Genomic DNA, 16,372 nt, shown 5'->3' with positions numbered 1-16,372 from the left:
TTGGTGCCGGCGCCGGCCTTCGCGTGCATGGCACGCTCCTACGAAACGTCGATGCGCGCGTTGGCGCGGTCACGGCACCCGGGCGCAGACCCAGGCGTCGACCCGGGCGACGCCGGCGCGGCGCAGAGCGTTGGCGGCGGCATGCAGGGTGGCGCCGGTGGTCATGACGTCGTCGACCAGGGCGACGTGCGCGGGCAGCGGCGCGCCCGGCGGGACCACGAAGGCGCCGCGCAGGTTGCGGCGGCGCGCCGCCGCATCCAGCCGCGACTGCGGCGCGGTGGCGCGCTGGCGGCGCAGCGCCCCGTGCAGCAGCGGCAGGGCGAAAGCGCGCGCCAGCGGCCGCGCCAGTTCCAGCGCCTGGTCGTAGCCGCGGCTGCGCAGACGCGCGCGGTGGAGCGGCAGGGCCAGCAGCGCATCGGGGCGCGGGGCGGCCGCCAGGGCGTCCGCCATCCAGCCGGCCAGCAGGCGGCCCGCGGCCAGGTCCTGGTGGAACTTGAAGCGCGGCAGCAGCCGGTCGAGCGGAAACCCGTAGACGAAGGCGGCATGGGCCTCGGCCAGTGGGGGCGGCCGCGCCAGGCAGGCACCGCAGAGCGGACCAGGCCTGACCGGGGCGGGCCGTCGCAGGTTCAGTGGGCGGACCGGGCGCAGGCCGTCCTCCGGACCGGCACGGATTGGGCCGGGCCGCGGCAGCGGCGAAGCGAGGGGCTGGGAGGCGCCGCCGGCCGGGCCGGCCGAGACCGGCACGGCAGGGGGCTGCAGGGGATCGGCCGGATCGCGGCCGCCTCCGACCGGGTCGGCCGTCCCGGCCTCGGCCGGTCCGGGCTGCGGCAGCGGCACCGCGCAGCGGACGCAGGCGTGCCGGTTCCAGGGAAGGCCGGCGGCGCAGGCCGGGCATAGCCCGTCGCGCTCGCGGCCGGGTTCGCGGCACAGCGGGCAGCGCGGCGGGCACAGCGCGCTGCCCAGCCGCGCCAGCCAGCCGTCAACCTGGCGGCCCTTGTTCAGGTTGACAGCCATCGGCATGCTTTCCAGACTGCCGCATCCGCTCCATCGCGTCTGTCGGAAACCTCCCATGCCCGCTGTCATCCCCGCCGACCCCGCCGCCGCGCCGCGCCACGACTGGAGCCGCGCCGAGGTCGAGGCCCTGTTCGCGCTGTCGTTCCCCGAGCTGCTGCACCGCGCGGCGGCGGTGCACCGGCGGCACTTCGACCCGGCCGAGGTGCAGGTGAGCACCCTGCTGTCGGTGAAGACCGGCGGCTGTCCCGAGGACTGCGCCTACTGCCCGCAGGCGCAGCGCTACCAGACCGGGGTGGAGGCCAGCAAGCTGATGAGCACCGAGGCGGTGCTGGAGAAGGCGCGCCAGGCCAAGGCCGCGGGCGCCTCGCGCTTCTGCATGGGCGCGGCCTGGCGTTCGCCGAAGGACCGCGACATTCCCAAGGTCGCGGCGATGATCCGCGAGGTGAAGGCGCTGGGGCTGGAGACCTGCGCCACCCTGGGCATGCTCAGCGGCCGCCAGGCGGCGGCGCTGAAGGAGGCCGGCCTGGACTACTACAACCACAACATCGACACCGACCCCGAGTACTACGGCGCGATCATCCACACCCGCGGGATGCAGGACCGCCTGGACACGCTGGCGCACGTGCGCGATGCCGGCATGAAGACCTGCTGCGGCGGCATCGTCGGCATGGGCGAGACCCGGCGCCAGCGCGCCGGCCTGTTGTGGATGCTGGCGACGCTGCCGGCGCATCCCGACTCGGTGCCGGTGAACCGCCTGGTGCAGGTCGAGGGCACGCCGCTGGCGGAACGGGACGCCGTCGCCGAGCTGGATCCGTTCGAGTTCGTGCGCACCATCGCGGTGGCGCGCATCCTGATGCCCAGATCGATGGTGCGGCTGTCGGCGGGGCGCGAGGAAATGAGCGACGAGCTGCAGGCGCTGTGCTTCCTGGCGGGCGCCAACTCGATCTTCTACGGCGAGAAGCTGCTGACCACCGGCAACCCGGACACCGAACGCGACCTGGCGCTGTTCGCGCGCCTGGGGCTGCGGCCGATGCCGGTGGGGGTGGACACGGCCGGGCACGACCGTGCCGGCACCGTGCACGCCGAGATCGCCGAATGCCCGACGCGGAGCCGCGCCGCATGATGCCCTGGTACGCCTGGGCATACCTGGCGCTGCTGGCGCTGATCGGCCTGGGCAACTTCGCGGCCGGGCTGCGCGGCGGCCGCCGGGTGGTGGTGGCGGTGCTGCAGCTGGTGGCGATCGCGGTGATCGGCCTGGGCGTGGTGCTGTTCTACCGTGGCAGCGGCGCAGGGCTGGGGTTCATGGCCGCGCTGTTCGTCGCGGTGCTGGTGCAGGCGCGCAAGTCGGTCGCCGACGCCGTGCAACTGCGCGAGCAGGGCCTGCCGCCGGCGGCGCGCCTGGGCGTGGCGCTTGGCGGGCTGGCGCTGCTGCCGGGGATCGCCCTGGGCGCGCTTGCGGCGTGGGCCCAGCAGGGTGGTTGACCGCGCCGACCCTCGCGAGCGCATCGCCGCGCAGCGGGCCGAGCGCACGGCGCGTTCGCGCGCGCGCGCGCGGCGCACCGTCACCCGCCGCGACGGCGCCCGCTGCGAGGTCGACGGCCGCTGGCTGCTGAACTTCTGCGGCAACGACTACCTCGGCCTGTCGCAGCAGTTCCAGGTGGTCAACGCGCTGATGGACACCGCCGCGCGCGACGGCGCCGGCGGCGTCGCCTCGCACCTGGTCTGCGGCCACCATGCCGCCCACGACGCGCTCGAGCGCGAACTCGCCGACTGGCTGCAGGCGCCGCGCGCGCTGCTGTTCGGCAGCGGCTTCCTGGCCAACCTGGCGGTGATGCAGGCGCTGCTGGGCGAGGGCGACGCCTGCGTGCAGGACCGCCTCAACCACGCCAGCCTGATCGACGGCGCGCGCCTGTCCGGCTGCCGGCTGCGGCGCTATCCGCACGCCGATGCCGAGGGCGCGCTGCGCCAGCTGCGCAGCGTGCCGGGCGGCGCGGCGATGCTCGTCACCGATGGTGTCTTCAGCATGGACGGCGACATCGCACCGCTGCGCGAACTGGCGCTGGCCGCGCGCGCCCAGCGCGCGCTGATGTACGTCGACGAGGCCCACGCCATCGGCATGGCCGGTCCCGATGGCCGCGGCAGCGTGGCGGAGGCGCGGCTGGACCTGGACGCGGTGCCGCTGCGGTTGCTCACCCTGGGCAAGGCGCTGGGCGGCTACGGCGCCGCGGTGGTCGGGGCGGCCGACCTGGTCGAGCACCTGGCCGATACCGCGCGCCCCTACGTCTACACCACTGCGCTGCCGCCGGCGCTGGCCGCGGCCTCGCTGGCGGCGGTGCAGCTGGCGCGGCGCGAGCACTGGCGCCGCGAGAAGCTGGCCGGGCTGGTGCGGCGGTTCCGCGGTGCGGCGCGCCGGCGCGGCCTCGCGCTGCTGCCCTCGGACACCGCGATCCAGCCGCTGCACTGCGGCGGCGACGCCCGCGCGCTGGCGATGTCCAGGCAGCTGGAGGAAGAAGGCTACTGGGTCGCGGCGATCCGCCCGCCGAGCGTGCCCGAGGGCCAGGCGCGGCTGCGCGTCACCCTTTCGGCGCTGCACGAGGACACGCAGGTCGACGCGCTGGTCGAGGCGCTGGCGCGCGCCCACGAGCGGATCGCGCCGGCCGAGCCGGCCGCCACCCCCGGCGCATGAGCGGCTCCACCGACCTGGCGGCGATGCTCGCCGGCCTGCGCGTGCACGCGCGCCCGGGCGAGTACGTGTTCGCGACCGGCGTCGATCCGGCCCTGGCCGGCGCGTGCGAAGCCAGCGTGCGCGAGGAGGAAGGACTGTGCTGCGTGCTGCGGCGCGAGCACGCCGACGCCCTGGGGCTCGCCTACGCTTTCGTGGCCGCCTGGCTGACGCTCGAGGTGCATTCGGCATTGGATTCGGTGGGCCTTACCGCAGCGGTGGCCGAGACGCTCGCCGTGCACGGTATCGCCTGCAACGTGCTGGCCGGCTTCTATCACGACCACCTGCTGGTGCCGGCGGCAAGGCGCGACGATGCGCTGGCGGCGCTGACAGCGCTGGCGGTGGAGCGGGCCCGGTGAGCGGGCTGCACGTCGAGGTCAGCGGCCGGGGGCCCGCGGTGGTGCTGCTGCACGGCTGGGCGATGCACGGCGGCGTGTTCGCGCCGCTGGTCGAGCGGCTGGCGGGCGAGTTCACCCTGCACGTGGTGGACCTGCCCGGCCACGGCCACAGCGCCGCATCGGCGGTGCCGCTGGCGCTCGAGGCGGTGGTGGCCGCACTCGCCCCGCGACTGCCGCCGGCGCTGTGGCTGGGCTGGTCGCTGGGCGGGCTGGTGGCGCTGCACGCCGCACTGTCGCGACCGGCCGCGGTGCACGGGCTGGCGATGCTCTGCGCCAGCCCGTGCTTCGTGCGCGATGCCGCCGGCGGCGACTGGCGCCACGGCATGTCGGCGGAGATCTTCGCCGATTTCGCCGACGGCCTGCGCCGCGACTGGCGCGGCACCCTGGAGCGTTTCATCGCCCTGGAGGCGTTCGGTTCGGACCATGCCAGGGAGGAAGTGCGCACCCTGCGCGACGCCGTGTTCGCGCGCGGCGCGCCGGCGGCCGGGGTGATGGCCGACGGCCTGGCGCTGCTGCAGGCCGCGGACCTGCGCGCGGCGCTGCCGGCGCTGCAGGTGCCCAGCCTGTGGCTGGCGGGCCGCCGCGACCGCGTGGTCGATCCCCGGGCCATGCGCGAGGCCGCTGCGCGCGCGCCGCGGGCCCGCTTCGAGCAAGTCGAACATGCCGGGCACGCGCCGTTCCTCACCCATGCCGACGAGGTCGCCGATGCGCTGCGCCGCTTCGCTGCCGCGCTGGGTGAACCCTCCCCATGACCCCGATGTTCGACGCCCGCCAGATCCGCCGCGCCTTCGGCCGCGCCGCGCACAGCTATGCGGGTGCCGCCGACCTGCAGCGCGAGGTCGAGGCGTGGCTGCTCGAGTCGCTGATGTACCTGGACGACAGCGTGCCCGCCACCGTGGTCGACCTGGGCAGCGGCCCCGGGCGCGCCGCCGCGGCGATGCAGGCGCGCTGGCCGAAGGCGCGGGTGCTGGCGCTGGACCTCGCGCTGCCGATGCTGCGCCAGGCGCAGCCGCGGCGCGGCTGGCTGCGCGCCCTCGGCGGGCGGCGCGCGGTGCTGCCGATCTGCGCCGATGCCGCGGCGCTGCCGCTGGCCGATGCCAGCGTCGACGTGCTGTTCTCCAACCTGTGCCTGCAGTGGGTGGAGGACCTGCCGGCGGCGCTGGCGGGATTCCGCCGGGTGCTGCGCCCGGGCGGGTTGCTGCTGTGCTCGAGTTTTGGCCACGACACCTTGCACGAACTGCGCGCGGCCTTCGCGGAGGCCGACCGGGCGCCGCACGTCAGCCCGTTCGCCACCATCGCCCAGTTCGGCGACGCGCTGATGCAGGCGGGGTTCCGCGATCCGGTGCTCGAGCGCGAACCGATGCGGCGCGGCTACCCCGACCTCGCCGCGCTGATGCGCGAACTGCGCGCGCTCGGCGCGACCAACGCGCTCGCCGGGCGCCGCCGCAGCCTGACCGGGCGCGCACGGTTCGCCCGCGCCGCCGCGGCCTACGAGCCGTTGCGCGACGCCGACGGGCGGCTGCCGGCGACCTGGGAAGTGATCACCGCGATGGCCTGGGCGCCGGCGCCGGGCGCGCCGATCCGCGAGCGTGGCACCGAGATCGCCAGCTTTCCCGCCGACCGGATCCCGCTGCGCAAGCGGCGTTGATCCTGTCGGGCGCACCGCCGCGGGGACGGGACATCCGCCGGGATCTGCTCGTCCTCCCGTAGGAACGTGCCCTGCACGCGAAAGCCGGCGTGGCCGCAAACGCCGGGGATCACCACCAACCCGGACGAACTCGACCTACGAATGGGGTGGCGCGCCACGGTGGCGCGAGCTGCACCGGGGCGTGGACGTTGGCGCGCGTGTGCGCGTGGCGATGGATTCAGCGACTTCGCCCTAGACTCGCCGGATCGCCGCCAACCGCTGCCTCCCGATCCGGACCGACGCCATGCGTTCACGCCCGCCCACGCTTCTCGCCGCATTCCTGCTCGCCGCCTGCGCACCGCTGCTGGTCGCGCAGCAGCGCGAGGGCATCGACCTGTCCGGGATCGATCCGGCGATGGTGCTGGCCAGCGCCGAGGACGTGATGATGCGCGCGCCGGACCGCGACATCGATGCGCTCTACCAGGCGGTGCGCGCGGCCTCCGAGTCGGAAGCCGAGGCGCGGACCCTGTGCGCGCTGTTCGATCCCGAGGCCGACCGCAGCCTGCTCGGCATGCAGCGCGCCGCCAGCGCGCTGGGGCCGGCCAGCCAGGAGCGCTTCGTCGGCGCGGTGGCCGCGATCGCGGTCAACGGCAGCCAGGGCCGGCCCCAGCCCTACGATCCGGCGGCCGCCGAGCAGGTGCTCAAGCAGGCCGGGGTGACCGCGATGCTGCTGCACGACGGCTTCGTGGCCGGGATGGCGGCCACCGGGAGCGATCCGGGCAGCCAGGCCGCCCGCTGTCGTTCGTTCCGCCAGCTGGTCGACGTGCTGCAGGATTTCACCCTCGAGCAGCGCGCGGCCGCGACCCGCTTCCTGCTGCTGGAAGGCCTGACCCGGTACGGCAGCGAGCTGTAGCCGACCGGCTCATCGCCACGGTGACCGGAGCCCCCGCGGCCTTCGCGGCCATGGGCCGCTCCTACGGGGGACGCGCCGGCGGCTTTTCGTAGGAGCGTGCCGTGCACGCGAAAGCCGGCGCGGGAGCCGCAGCCCGGAATCACCGCCGCTTGGATCAGCGCCACCCGCCCGGCGGCCTCCGCGGCCATGGGCCGCGGGTGCGGTGTCAGGGCCGCGGGCCGGAGACCTGGGCGATCCAGTCCTCGAGGTTGTAGTAGTTGCTGACCCGCGCGATGCGTTCGTCGCGGATCCCGAAGAAGGCGCCGCCGGGCAGCCGGTAGCGCTGGCCGCGGGCTTCCGGCAAGCCCGCGTCGGTCAACAGATACTCGCCCTCGACCCGGTACTCGGCCGCCGCGCGGCTGCCGTCGGCGGTGGCCATGACCACGATGTCGTACAGCCGCTCGCGGTAGTGCCGCTGCATGCGCTGCAGGAAGGCGGCGAAGGCCTCGCGCCCGGTTTCGCGTACGCCCTGGTTGAGATCGTGGACGACGTCGTCCGCCAGCACCGCGAGCATGCCGTCCCAGTCGCCGCGATCGAACGCGGCGTAGTACTGCAGCACCAGCTCGGTGGCGCGGTCGTGGCGGCGGGTGCCGTCGATCCTCATGGGCGGGCTCCGGGTCAGTGCGCCGCGGGCTTGCCGACCAGGGCGGCCCAGTGGTCGCGGTGGAAGAAGTACACCTCGCGCAGCAGGAATTCCCAGCGCGATTCCAGGCTGCGGAAGCGGCTGGTCGGCGTGGCCGAGCCCAGCGCTTCGATGCCCTCGGCGCGCGCCAGCCGCAGCGACCGCGCCATGTGCAGCGGATCGCTGACCAGGATCGCCCGCTGCAGGCCGTGCTCGCGCATCAGCGCCGCGGCCTCGGCGAGGTTCTGCCGGGTGGTGCGGGAGACGGTTTCGATCAGGATCGCCCGCTCCGGCACCCCCTTGCGCTTGGCGTAGTCGCGCGCGACCTGCGACTCGGCGAAGCGCGCGCCGCTGCCGCCGTAGCCGCCGGTGAAGATCACGGTGCCGGCAAGCCCGCGTTCGTACAGGTGGATGCCGTGGAGGATGCGCTGCTCGAACACCGGCGAAGGGCGCGCGTCGTAGGCGGCCGCACCGAGCACGATGATGGCATCGGCGGGCGCGGCCTGGTCGCGTTCGCCGGACCAGACGATGAAGGTGGCGACCCCGGCCAGCCACAGCGCCGCCAGCGTGCACAGGCGCAGCAGCCAGCGCAGCGGGCCGGCGCGGCGCCGCCGGCCGCGTCCGCTCAGCGAGCGGCGCCGCACAGCGCCTCCAGGTCGGCGTTGCCGCCGCTGAGCACGACCCCCACGCGCAGCCCTTCGAAGCGGCTGCGATGCTGCAGCACCGCCGCCAGCGCCACCGCCGAGGAGGGCTCCACCAGCTGCTTGCTGCGCTGCCAGAACAGGCGCATCGCGGCCAGGGTGGCGCCGTCGTCGACGGTCACCGCCTCCGCCCCCGCCGCCTGCAGAATCGCGAAGTTGGGCGCGCCGAGGGTCGCGCGCAGGCCGTCGCACACGGTGTCCGGCACCAGGTCGGTGACCCGTGCGCCACGCGCCAGCGACGCCGCGGTGTCGGCGGCGCCGGCCGGTTCTGCCAGATACAGCCTGGTTCCGGGCGAGGCCCCGCCCAGCGCGATCGCGGTGCCGGCCCCCAGGCCGCCACCGCCGACCGGGACCACCACCGCATCCAGGCCGGGGGCGGTGCCGAGCAGTTCCAGGGCCGCGGTCGCCTGCCCGGCGATCACCCGGGCGTCGGCGTAGGGATGCACCAGGGTCGCACCGGTGCCCTCGCGGACCGCCTCGCAGGCGGCCTCGCGTGCAGCCAGATCGGGCTCGCAGCGGTGCAGCACCGCGCCGTAGGCCGCGATCGCCGCCAGCTTCGGGGCGACCGCGTTCGCCGGCACCACCACGTGGCAGGCGATGCCGCGGGTGCGGGCGGCCAGCGCCAGCGCCGCGCCATGGTTGCCGGAGGAGTGGGTGACCACCCCGTGCGCCGCCTGTTCCGGGGTCAGCGACCAGACCGCGTTGCAGGCGCCGCGGAACTTGAACGCGCCCGCGCGCTGCAGGTGTTCGGCCTTGAACCACAGGCTGCAGCCGGCCTGCGCATCGAGCGAGCGCGCCCGCAGCACCGGGGTGGCATGGGCATGCGGGGCGATGCGCGCGGCTGCGGCCAGCACGTCGGCGAACGTGGGCGGTGCGAAGGCGAGGGGCGGGGACATCGCCGCAAGCGTAGCGAAGGACGCGGCATTCAGCTATCGCAACCGCGGTACCAGGAGGGTTAAGCACGGATTCAATGGGCCGGGACGATGCTGGCCCGACACACAGGACAGGGGCGGCCCATGAGGCTCCGCAATCTCGCCATCGCCGCCGTCGCCTTCGCCCTGCTGGGCGGTTGCGCCAGCTACGGCTACCGCGGCGGCACCGGCGACTACTACTACGGCCGCTCCGCTTCCACCTACCACGGCTACGGCGCGCCCTACGGCAGCGTGGGCTATGGCTATCCCGGCGGCTGGCGCGGGAGCGCCGGTTACGGCTACGGTTATCCCTACTACGGGTATTCCCGCTACAGCCACGGGTACCGCCATCCCGGCTACGGGTACTACCCGCCGTACTACTACCACCGGCCGCCGATCGTGGTGCACCCGCGCCCCGACCACGAGCACCCCGACCGCGAGGAGCGCCCGCCGCCGTGGCGCGACCTCGGCCGCATGCGGATGATCGAGAACCGGGAGCGCCCGCAGCGCGTCGACGCCAGGACGGTGCCGCAGGCACAGGGAGGACCGCAGCGGGCCTCGGTGCCGTGGCGGGCCAACGCCCGGCCGCAGCGCCCGGTGCCGCAGCGGATGCAGCCGACCCGGCCCGCACCTGCCGCTGTGCGTCAATCCGCGCCGCAGGTGGAGCGCAGGGCGTCACCCGTCCGGCGCCCGGCGCCGGCACGGTCACGATCGCTAGATAGCGAACTGCGTCACATCGAATAGCGCCAAAACGCTTGCGCTGCGCCCCGACTAGAAGCAAGCTAACGGTCGACTGACCGCAAGCGTCGAATTCCGACCCGGACGGCCGGTTTGTTCTCTCTCTGTCGACTCCCGGCGGGGGACTTCCGGATCCCCCCTGTTCCGCTCCCGCCGGGCGTCGGCGCCCAGATCCCGCATGAGCGCGCGGCCCAGGCCGGGCGACAGGCAAAAAAAACGGGGCCGGATGTCCCCCGACATCCGGCCCCATCGCTTCCCCAGGTCGCGCTCGGCCAGCCCTGTTCCAATCTCCGGCCGCGCCCCCCTTGGCGCTTGCCTTCCCGGGTGCAGGTGGGAGGTTCGCAGGAAGCGTGCCAACCCGCCCGCATCCGCCGGCGTCGCGCGATAATCCTTCTCCCGTCCGACCCGGCCATCCGCTGCCGGGCCGGCTCCCATGTCAGTGGCGGCAACACTCATGACCGACTTCCATCGCTATGAGGTCATCGTCATCGGCGGCGGCCATGCCGGCACCGAGGCCGCGCTGGCGTCGGCGCGCGCGGGTGCCCGCACCCTGCTGCTCACCCACAGCATCGAGACGGTCGGTGCGATGAGCTGCAACCCGGCCATCGGCGGCATCGGCAAGGGCCATCTGGTGCGCGAGATCGACGCCCTGGGCGGGGCGATGGCGCGCGCCGCGGATGCCGCCGGCATCCAGTGGCGGCGGCTCAACGCCTCCAAGGGCCCGGCGGTGCGGGCGACGCGCTGCCAGGCCGACCGCAACCTGTACCGCGCCGCGATCCGCCGCGCGGTGGAATCGCAGCCCGGGCTCACCCTGTTCCAGGCCGCGGTCGACGACATCGTCATCGAGGCAGGCTGCGTGCGCGGCGTGATCACCCAGACCGGCCTGCGTTTCGACGCGCCGAGCGTGGTGCTGACCGCGGGCACGTTCCTGGCCGGACGCATCCACGTCGGCCAGACCCAGTACGACGCCGGCCGCGCCGGCGACCCGCCGGCCGCGACCCTGGCGGCCAGGCTGCGCGAAGGGCCGTTCGTGGTGGACCGGCTCAAGACCGGCACGCCGCCGCGCATCGACGGCCGCACCCTCGACTACGCGGCGATGGAAGAACAGCGCGGCGACGACCCGCGCCCGGTGTTCTCGTTCATGGGCAGCGCCGCGGACCACCCGCGCCAGGTGAGCTGCTGGATCGCCCACACCACCGAACGCACCCACGAGATCATCCGCGGCGCGCTGCACCGCTCGCCGATGTATTCGGGGCAGATCGAAGGCACCGGCCCGCGCTACTGCCCGTCGATCGAGGACAAGGTGGTGCGCTTCGCCGACAAGGCCAGCCACCAGATCTTCGTGGAACCCGAGGGGCTCGGCGTGGCCGAGATCTATCCCAACGGCATCTCCACCTCGCTGCCGTTCGACGTGCAGCTGGCGCTGGTGCGCTCGATCGCCGGCTTCGGCAACGCCCACATCACCCGCCCCGGCTACGCGATCGAGTACGACTATTTCGACCCGCGCGGGCTGAAGAATTCGCTGGAGACCAAGGCGGTCGCCGGGCTGTACTTCGCCGGCCAGATCAACGGCACCACCGGCTACGAGGAGGCCGCGGCGCAGGGCCTGGTGGCCGGGCTGAACGCCGCGCGCGCCGTGCACGGGCGGGCGCCGTGGTGCCCGCGCCGCGACCAGGCCTACATCGGCGTGCTGATCGACGACCTGGTCACCCACGGCACCACCGAGCCCTACCGCATGTTCACCAGCCGCGCCGAATACCGGCTGCAGCTGCGCGAGGACAACGCCGACCTGCGCCTGACCGGCATCGGCCGCGAGCTGGGGCTGGTGGACGAGGCGCGCTGGGCGCGCTTCGACGCCAAGCGCGAAGCGCTGGAGTGCGAGACCGCGCGGCTGCGCGCGCTGTGGGCTTCGCCCGGCAACGCCGCCGGGCGCGAGGCGGAGGCGGCGCTGGGCCTCGAGCTGCGCCGCGAGAGCAGCGCGCTCGACCTGCTGCGCCGGCCCGAGCTCGATTACGCGCGGCTCACCGCACTGCCGGCGTTCGGCCCGGCGGTGGCGGACCCTGCGGTGGCCGAGCAGTTGGAGATCGAAGCGAAGTACTCCGGTTACCTGGAGCGCCAGCGCGCCGAGATCGAACGGCAGCAGCGCCACGAGGGCACCGCCATCCCGGACGCGTTCGACTACGCCGCGGTGCGCGGGCTGTCCGCCGAGGTACGGCAGAAGCTCGAGCGGGTGCGCCCACAGACCGTCGGCCAGGCCCAGCGGATTCCCGGAATGACCCCGGCGGCGGTGTCGCTGCTGCTGGTCCACCTGGAGCGCGCGCGGCGCAGCCGGGTGGCGTAGCCGGTCTCAGCGGTCGAGCGGGCTGAGGACCGCCCGGCCGCCGCGGTTCAACACGTGGGTGTAGATCTGGGTGGTCGCCACGTCCTTGTGGCCAAGCAGTTCCTGCACTGTGCGGATGTCGTAGCCGGCCTCGAGCAGATGGGTGGCGAACGAGTGCCGCAGCGTGTGGGCGGAGACCGGCTTGACGATCCCGGCGTTGCCGCAGGCACGCTTGATCGCACGCGACAGCATCGCGTCATCGATGTGGTGGCGGCGCTCTCGACCGTCACGCGGGTCGAGGCTGCGGCGCCGGGCGGGAAAGACGTATTGCCAACCGAACTCGCGCGACGCGGCGGGATACTTGCGCGCCAATGCATGCGGCAGCCACGCCTCGCCGAAGCCGGCGCGCAGGTCTTGCTGGTGCCAGGTCCTCGCCCGTTCCACTTCCTGCTGCAGCGGACCTGCCAGCGACGCGGGAAGTACTGTCCTCCGGTCCTTCCCGCCCTTGCCGTCGCGCACGGTGATCTCGTTGCGCGCGAAATCGAGGTCCTTGACCCGCAGGCGCAGGCCCTCCATCAGCCGCATGCCGGTGCCGTACAGCAGGCTGGCCAGCAACGAGGCCCGCCCTTCGAGCGAGGCAAGCAGCCGTTTCACCTCTTCTTCCGACAGCACCGTCGGCACCCGCACCGGGCGTCTGGCGCGCACCACGTTCTCCATCCACGGCAGCTCGACCCGCAACACCTCCCGGTACAGGAACAGCAGCGCCGAAAGCGCCTGGTTCTGGGTGCTGGCGGCGACCTTTCCGCGGACGGCGAGCTGGGTAAGGAAGGTCTCAATCTCCGGCCCGCCGAGCTCCCTCGGATGACGCTTGCCGTTGGCGAGAATGAATCGCCGGATCCAGCCAAGGTAAGCCCGCTCGGTGCGCAGACTGTAGTGCTTTGCTCGCAACCTGCCGCGAACCTCCTCGAACAACCGCGGCCGGCTCCTCGCGCGCTCTCCCGATACCACCGCATTCCGTCCCTGATAAGACATATCACCCCATTCCATGGGACACACGCCAGCATGCTCAAGCCCGACCGAGACCTGGACCATCGCCCAAGCCACTGATCCCACGTAGGATAAGTCCGATTGACGCCTCAGGGCCGTCCCTGAATACTCGGCGCTACCACCCCGATCCGGGGTCTACTAAGTGTTAGGGCCCATGCCAAGCCATCGTTTCACCGTGACCATGGCAGCTGCTCTCAGCGTCTCTGGCTGCTCCGCAACGCCGGATATGCGCTGCAAAGAGCAGGGAGATATCGTTGAGGATGCGTGCTGGACGTCCATTGTCAGTATCGCAGCTAATGTCAAAGCGTATGAAGGGAAGCAACTGATCGTACAGGGGTTCGTGGGACTGGAAAGAGAGCCATCGTCCGCTCGTACGTTCTGGCTCTATCAAAGTTCAGAGTCTCGTGATTTCATGGACTCTGCCATCGCGGTTCAGATATCCCCGTCAGAGGCGAGCGTGAGTAGCCTCAGACAAGCGTCGACTAGCGGCGAGTTGGTGACGGCTCGTGGGATATTCCGTCGGAATCACGGGTTTGGTGCTCTGGGCACACTGAATCAAGGGGAATCGGATGGGCCCTAACAATTCATTCAAGCCGACGCCGCTTCGCGGCGCGGCTTAATTCAGGCGTTAGACAGACAAGGAGAGATCATGGCGGATTCAGAGATTGAGAAAAGAACAAAATTGGCGCTTGACGCGATTAAGAAGGCGTATGGGACGGAAGAAGACGAATTTGGCGCAACTCTCTACGTCAAGCACCATCTAGAAGAGATCGAAGAAAGCTACTGGTTGGAGAAGCTCGGATCAAAGAAGCCAGACCCATTGTCAGTTCTCGAGCTCCTTGAACTTGGCTCGACCTGGGGAGACGACGATATGGAGCACTTTGATTTCACTCTTCCCGGAGAGATTACAAACTATGTGCTCAGCGTTCATTTCGCTGACGATGGCGAAATTCTTAGCATAGAGATGGAAAGCTGAGCTGTCTGTCTAACAATTCATTCAAGCCGACGCCGCTTCGCGGCGCGGCTTAACTCAGGCGTTAGCTGCCTATGGATTCTGTCGTAGCGGAAAATGAGTTCGTCCTCGCCTTCGTCAAGCCGGAGTTGCGTCATCGTTGGCTCGCCATGCTTAGTTCCCCTAAAGGACGTTATAAACACCTTCGCCGTCTGTATCACCACTTTGACTTTGCAGCAAAGGAAGTCAGGCCACTTCCCAGGCGAGCCTCAGACGACTACGCCTCCCTACCTTCGCTGTTGAGATCTCAGGGTGCCGGCGGGCAAGTACTTGTCATTTCGGCTGATCGCGAGATTGATGGTCGTACGTTCTCATTCGCCGAGGCAACTAGCTCATACTCCGGGTGCGCTTGGCTCGTAGGCACTGTATGCATCTATGCTCCTAATAAGTTGGCTATCTGGACAGATGAGTATGAAAGCCAGTACTTGCTTAAGAACCCGGCAAGCAGCTAACAATTCATTCAAGCCGAACCCGCTTCGCGGGTCGGCTTAATTCAGGCGTTAGGCCTCATGACCGAGCACCATGACGTTGATCTAGAGAAGCGCCTGCTGGCCGCCGCGGTCTTTGAGCTTCGCATGTTGCTTTCCAGCTACCTGGATCCTCAAGACCAAAGCGCTGCCGCGGCCGCCGCCCAACTGGCGTATGCGTTCCACAACCAAGCACTGTCAGCACTTTCGGGGCAGCCATTCGATGTTCCCCAAGCTCTGGACGGTCTGACCCGGCTGGAGCCTCAGCTTGGCAGCGCGTATCTGCAGCATTTCCGACGGGTCGTCACCAATGAGGCCTAACAATTCATTCAAGCCGAAGCCGCTTCGCGGCTCGGCTTAATTCAGGCGTTAGCTGCCTTGGATAGCGTCCTTACAGTTCGGAGTGAAAGCGAGCTCACGTCACTGATCGGCGGCCTCGATCATGCCGGCATTGTTGGCATCGACGGTCTTACAGCTTCTGGCAAGTCATGGGCAGCCCACCAACTCTGCTCAAAGCTCGGATGGCCCATCATCGGCTGCGACAGCTTTGTACGTAACGGCAAGCTTTTCTATCCGCAGATCTTGGACCTTGCGGCCCTAAAGAGCGCCTTGGAGCACGCTCAGCGGCCAGTCCTTGTTGAGGGCGTCATGCTGAGACTCGTACTTCAAGCCATTGGCTTCTCCGCTACTCACAATGTTTATGTTCGGCGCTGCAATATCGACGGCTCGCTGTGCTCCCCCGAGTTCTTTGAGTCGTTCTCCGCGGCCGACATGATGGCCGCAGAGAACGAGCTGTGCCGCCTAATTGGCATCAAAGACAATGAGCCGATACTGGCTCGTGAGTTGATTAGCTATCATGAGGCTTTCCGCCCGTATGAGTCGGCAGACATCGTGTTTGATAACTCCTATGGCGGCAGCTAACAATTCATTCAAGCCGAAGCCGCTTCGCGGCTCGGCTTAACTCAGGCGTTAGCCATGATGGGAAGTTCCGTCGATAAGCTAATTTTTCAAGTCCGAGCATTGACAGGCCCAACAGTCCTAGTTGGGGCGCCGCTAGCTGCTATTCTCCTGCTGACCATTCTGATTGCATTGCCTATCGTTGGCCAAATTATTGCCTTCGCCCTGGCCGAAAACCTTCCCTGCACGAGCAACCCAAATGTCTCGTCAGGTGGCGCCCAAGTTTGTATGGTTCTCGGCCGTGATATTGGTGGGCACCTTTATAGTCTTGGCATGATGGTCTTTGTGGTGGGGGCCTTAAACTTCGTAGTCGCGCTGGACCTCCTTTTCACTTTCTTGCATCCAACAGCAATCTGTGTATGGACCGTCTTGGTTGCTCTGCTAATCGGATTGCGGTATCGAATGAAGCAAATATTGCGGCATGGCGGCTAACAATTCATTCAAGCCGAAGCCGCTTCGCGGCTCGGCTTAATTCAAGCGTTAGGCCCCAATGAGCGATCGCATGAGCCATCAGGAGTACGTCGCTTCCTGTCGCGCGAGGGCGGCGGAGATTGCAGCCGCAATCCTTGCCGGCTCCATGCCTTTACTGGATGGATGTCACCTGCTCGACCAACTGAGTTCAGCCGTTGAGGTTCCAGACAACGATCCGGATTTCGGCGCCTTCAGTCTGATTCAGTCCGAGACAGACGCCTTGCCCATTGGTCAGGCACGTGGCCTTTGGACCCGTGACGCGCTCGCCGGGCTTGAGCCAGAGATACAATCTGCAACAATTTGGGCCGAGCCAATCGCCTTACCAGCCTGCAAGTCAGTAGTAGCCCGGTTTGGGGCCTAACGATTCATTCAAGCCGAACCCGCTTCGCGGGTCGGCTTAACTCAGGTGTTAG

18 protein-coding genes are annotated in these 16,372 nt (G+C 70.1%); 13 read left to right on the top strand and 5 right to left on the bottom strand.

Going from position 1 to position 16,372, the window contains the following annotated elements:
* Positions 1–69: 69 nt before the first annotated feature.
* A complete protein-coding gene (locus tag QFW77_RS19010; protein WP_331487844.1) occupies positions 70–1,014 on the bottom strand; it encodes a ComFC family protein in 945 nt (314 codons plus the stop codon).
* A 55-nt stretch (positions 1,015–1,069) separates the two neighbouring features.
* On the opposite strand from QFW77_RS19010, the gene bioB reads away from it, so the two are divergent.
* From bioB to QFW77_RS02190, 7 genes are all read left to right on the top strand, one after another.
* The gene (bioB, locus tag QFW77_RS02220; RefSeq protein ID WP_280572599.1) at positions 1,070–2,137 is read left to right on the top strand and encodes a biotin synthase BioB; all 1,068 of its coding nucleotides are present in this window, start codon (positions 1,070–1,072) and stop codon (positions 2,135–2,137) included.
* The gene (locus QFW77_RS02215) at positions 2,134–2,496 is read left to right on the top strand and encodes a hypothetical protein (protein WP_280572598.1); all 363 of its coding nucleotides are present in this window, start codon (positions 2,134–2,136) and stop codon (positions 2,494–2,496) included. The genes bioB and QFW77_RS02215 overlap by 4 nt, the downstream gene beginning before the upstream one ends.
* Positions 2,489–3,700, top strand: coding sequence for an 8-amino-7-oxononanoate synthase (bioF, locus tag QFW77_RS02210; RefSeq protein WP_280572596.1), 1,212 nt, complete (start codon positions 2,489–2,491; stop codon positions 3,698–3,700). The genes QFW77_RS02215 and bioF overlap by 8 nt, the downstream gene beginning before the upstream one ends.
* A complete protein-coding gene (locus QFW77_RS02205) occupies positions 3,697–4,095 on the top strand; it encodes an ACT domain-containing protein (protein ID WP_280572594.1) in 399 nt (132 codons plus the stop codon). Before bioF ends, QFW77_RS02205 begins: the two co-directional genes overlap by 4 nt.
* Positions 4,096–4,100: 5 nt before the next feature.
* Positions 4,101–4,886: a pimeloyl-ACP methyl ester esterase BioH gene (gene bioH, locus QFW77_RS02200; protein WP_280572730.1), complete on the top strand. Its 786-nt coding sequence runs from the start codon at positions 4,101–4,103 to the stop codon at positions 4,884–4,886.
* Positions 4,883–5,782: a malonyl-ACP O-methyltransferase BioC gene (bioC, locus tag QFW77_RS02195; protein ID WP_280572593.1), complete on the top strand. Its 900-nt coding sequence runs from the start codon at positions 4,883–4,885 to the stop codon at positions 5,780–5,782. Before bioH ends, bioC begins: the two co-directional genes overlap by 4 nt.
* A 283-nt stretch (positions 5,783–6,065) precedes the next feature.
* A complete protein-coding gene (locus QFW77_RS02190; protein ID WP_280572591.1) occupies positions 6,066–6,674 on the top strand; it encodes a hypothetical protein in 609 nt (202 codons plus the stop codon).
* A 205-nt stretch (positions 6,675–6,879) separates the two neighbouring features.
* Here the strand turns inward: QFW77_RS02190 and QFW77_RS02185 are convergent, their stop codons facing one another.
* The 3 genes from QFW77_RS02185 to QFW77_RS02175 are packed head-to-tail and all read right to left on the bottom strand — an operon-like array spanning position 6,880 to position 8,932.
* Positions 6,880–7,317 (bottom strand): ketosteroid isomerase-related protein, encoded by a 438-nt coding sequence (locus QFW77_RS02185; protein WP_280572590.1) that lies wholly within the window; start codon positions 7,315–7,317, stop codon positions 6,880–6,882.
* A 14-nt stretch (positions 7,318–7,331) separates the two neighbouring features.
* Complete coding sequence (locus QFW77_RS02180) at positions 7,332–7,979, bottom strand: YdcF family protein (protein WP_425603250.1); 648 nt, start codon at positions 7,977–7,979, stop codon at positions 7,332–7,334.
* Positions 7,961–8,932, bottom strand: coding sequence for a pyridoxal-phosphate dependent enzyme (locus QFW77_RS02175; RefSeq protein ID WP_280572589.1), 972 nt, complete (start codon positions 8,930–8,932; stop codon positions 7,961–7,963). Before QFW77_RS02175 ends, QFW77_RS02180 begins: the two co-directional genes overlap by 19 nt.
* A gap of 120 nt (positions 8,933–9,052) precedes the next feature.
* On the opposite strand from QFW77_RS02175, the gene QFW77_RS02170 reads away from it, so the two are divergent.
* Both QFW77_RS02170 and mnmG read left to right on the top strand, forming a co-directional pair.
* The gene (locus QFW77_RS02170; RefSeq protein WP_280572588.1) at positions 9,053–9,691 is read left to right on the top strand and encodes a hypothetical protein; all 639 of its coding nucleotides are present in this window, start codon (positions 9,053–9,055) and stop codon (positions 9,689–9,691) included.
* 448 nt (positions 9,692–10,139) lie between these two features.
* The gene (gene mnmG, locus QFW77_RS02165) at positions 10,140–12,026 is read left to right on the top strand and encodes a tRNA uridine-5-carboxymethylaminomethyl(34) synthesis enzyme MnmG (RefSeq protein ID WP_280572587.1); all 1,887 of its coding nucleotides are present in this window, start codon (positions 10,140–10,142) and stop codon (positions 12,024–12,026) included.
* 6 nt (positions 12,027–12,032) lie between these two features.
* Here the strand turns inward: mnmG and QFW77_RS02160 are convergent, their stop codons facing one another.
* A complete protein-coding gene (locus QFW77_RS02160; protein ID WP_280572727.1) occupies positions 12,033–13,037 on the bottom strand; it encodes an integron integrase in 1,005 nt (334 codons plus the stop codon).
* 664 nt (positions 13,038–13,701) lie between these two features.
* Here QFW77_RS02160 and QFW77_RS02155 point away from each other — a divergent pair.
* From QFW77_RS02155 to QFW77_RS02140, 4 genes are all read left to right on the top strand, one after another.
* On the top strand, positions 13,702–14,028 hold the full coding sequence (locus QFW77_RS02155; RefSeq protein WP_280572585.1) for a DUF2004 domain-containing protein: 327 nt from the start codon (positions 13,702–13,704) through the stop codon (positions 14,026–14,028).
* A gap of 545 nt (positions 14,029–14,573) precedes the next feature.
* Positions 14,574–14,852, top strand: coding sequence for a hypothetical protein (locus QFW77_RS02150; protein ID WP_280572584.1), 279 nt, complete (start codon positions 14,574–14,576; stop codon positions 14,850–14,852).
* A 57-nt stretch (positions 14,853–14,909) separates the two neighbouring features.
* Positions 14,910–15,452, top strand: a complete 543-nt coding sequence (locus QFW77_RS02145; protein WP_280572583.1) for a nucleoside/nucleotide kinase family protein — start codon at positions 14,910–14,912, stop codon at positions 15,450–15,452.
* A 54-nt stretch (positions 15,453–15,506) separates the two neighbouring features.
* Positions 15,507–15,920, top strand: a complete 414-nt coding sequence (locus QFW77_RS02140) for a hypothetical protein (RefSeq protein WP_280572582.1) — start codon at positions 15,507–15,509, stop codon at positions 15,918–15,920.
* The last annotated feature ends 452 nt before the right edge of the window (positions 15,921–16,372 follow it).

The organism is Luteimonas endophytica, from assembly GCF_029887875.1.
GTDB lineage: Bacteria > Pseudomonadota > Gammaproteobacteria > Xanthomonadales > Xanthomonadaceae > Luteimonas > Luteimonas endophytica.
Note: the sequence above shows the minus strand (reverse complement) of the source record. Positions and strands in the feature narration are given on the sequence as shown.